Genomic DNA, 2,300 nt, shown 5'->3' on the forward strand with positions numbered 1-2,300 from the left:
TTATTTTAAGAAGAGGTGAGGATGAAATTATGATACATCAATTCGATGGACAAATTCCAAGTATACACAAAAATACTTTTATTGCTAGTAGCGCTGATGTTATAGGAAATGTATCTATAGGAGAGCGTAGTAGTATATGGTTTGGTGCTGTATTAAGAGGTGATATGAATTCTATGTCAATAGGCGCTTATACAAATGTTCAGGATAATTGCACGGTACATAACGATAATGATTTTGATGTTAATATCGGAGATTATGTAACTATAGGGCATAATGTTGTAATACATGGTTGTACAATTTCAAATTATACTTTAATAGGAATGGGCAGCACAATTCTTAATGGTGCGCAAATAGGAGAATATACTATAATTGGAGCTGGTAGCTTAGTTACGCAAGGTAAGAAAATACCATCTGGTGTTTTATGCATGGGAGTACCAGCTAGGGTTGTTAGAATGCTAACAGAGCAGGAAAAGCAAAGCATAAAAGAAAATGCATATCATTATTTAGAACTTTCAATGAAATATATTACAAAGTAAATTTTATTTAATGACGTTTCAGAAGTTGTTAATGTATCTTCTCCGAAGCTATTGTAGCTACCCAGGAGATGATTTAAGGAGCGAGAAGAATGATAAAATTAAATGCAGTAGAGAAGATGACAAATGAGCAGAAATATAAATATATGATTATCCTTTTAGAAGGACAGTTAAGCTCAGAAAAAAATGACCTGGCAAATTTATGTAATGCAACGGCAATAATAAAAGCAATTATGGATAGGGTTAATTGGGCAGGATTTTACATACTAAGGGATAATACATTAATTCTTGGAATGTTTCAAGGACTTCCGGCTTGTAATAGAGTAGAAGTAGGTAAAGGCGTATGTGGAGCGGCTGTAACTCAAAAAAAACCTCAGGTTGTAGAAAATGTTCATGATTTTTTAGGTCATATTGCTTGTGATAAGGCGACTAATTCAGAAATTGTTATACCTATAATAAAAGATGATGTAGTTTATGGAGTTTTAGATTTAGATAGCCAAGAAATAGGAAGATTTACGAAACTTGAAGAGAAATATTTAGTCGAATTTGTAGGTATTCTTAACAACTATATAGATTGGTCAAAAGTATAAAAAAGGTAGGAGATATTAAATGATAAAAATAGGAGACATTAATAGTTTGAAAGTAGTTAGAAGGGCAGATTTTGGTTACTACTTGGGAGCAGAGACAGATAGTACGGATGATGATGTATTATTACCAATGAAAAGTACAATAGGTAGAGCCCTTAAAATTGACGATGAAGTTGAAGCGTTTATTTATAGGGACACAAGTGATAGATTAATTGCAACTTTAAAAAGGCCACTTGCAAAGGTTGGTGACTTAGCTTATCTTAAGGTAGTTGACATGACTACAATAGGAAGTTTTGTTGAAATTGGTTTAGAAAGAGATATATTGGTTCCTTTTAAAGAGGAAAATTATACGTTAGAAACAGGAAAGAAATATCTTTTCTATATATATTTAGATAAGACTGGAAGACTTGCAGCCACTACTTTTATTGATAAATATTTATATGATACAGATTCATATGAAATTGATGATGAAGTAGAGGGTACAGTATACGGAATCCAAACTAATGGTACACTAATGATAGCTATTGATGATATTTACAGAGCTGTTATTTTAAAAAATGAGAATTATGCTAGTGTAATACCTGGAGACAGACTAACAGTGAGAGTACAGAAATATTACGAGGATGGTAAAATGGACGTAACAGCAAGAAAACCAAGACTCGAGGAAAGAGATTTAGTTGAACGTCAAATAATAGAATTCTTAGATAAATCTGGTGGTTTTATGGTATACAATGATAAAAGTTCTCCAGATGATATAAAGAAAACATTTAAAACCAGTAAGAATGCTTTTAAAAGAGCATTGGGTGGACTTATGAAAAGTGGTTGGATTGTTCAAGACGCGGAAGGTACTAGATTAATAGAACAAGAGACTAAATTAGAAGAAATAGACAAAGAAATAGAAACAGAACAAGAATAAACAAATATAGGCTGATGAATTAATTCATCAGCCTATATTTACTTATTCTTGTTCTAAAGTTTTAGATGACATACGTTTAAATATTTTTACAATCTCATTTAAGATTAAGGGCATAAGTGATAATAGAGTAAAAAATACATTAAGTTTTTTATTAAACATGAATTCTTATTATTTTGGTTATACTATATTCGAAGAAAATATAAATTTACTTAGCTGATTGCGAAACTCTAAAAGATTTTAGTGAAATATCTATCTAAAATTTTA

The 2,300-nt window shown here is 30.9% G+C and carries 3 protein-coding genes; all 3 read left to right on the forward strand.

The window, feature by feature from the left end; genetic code table 11:
* Positions 1-29 precede the first annotated feature (29 nt).
* Positions 30-536, forward strand: coding sequence for a gamma carbonic anhydrase family protein (locus Q0649_RS16865; RefSeq protein WP_298844734.1), 507 nt, complete (start codon positions 30-32; stop codon positions 534-536).
* 89 nt (positions 537-625) lie between these two features.
* Positions 626-1,123, forward strand: coding sequence for a GAF domain-containing protein (locus Q0649_RS16870; RefSeq protein WP_298844726.1), 498 nt, complete (start codon positions 626-628; stop codon positions 1,121-1,123).
* A gap of 19 nt (positions 1,124-1,142) precedes the next feature.
* Positions 1,143-2,036, forward strand: coding sequence for a S1 RNA-binding domain-containing protein (locus tag Q0649_RS16875; RefSeq protein WP_298844730.1), 894 nt, complete (start codon positions 1,143-1,145; stop codon positions 2,034-2,036).
* The last annotated feature ends 264 nt before the right edge of the window (positions 2,037-2,300 follow it).

It is taken from the genome of uncultured Clostridium sp. (assembly GCF_937920395.1).
GTDB lineage: Bacteria > Bacillota > Clostridia > Clostridiales > Clostridiaceae > Clostridium_AD.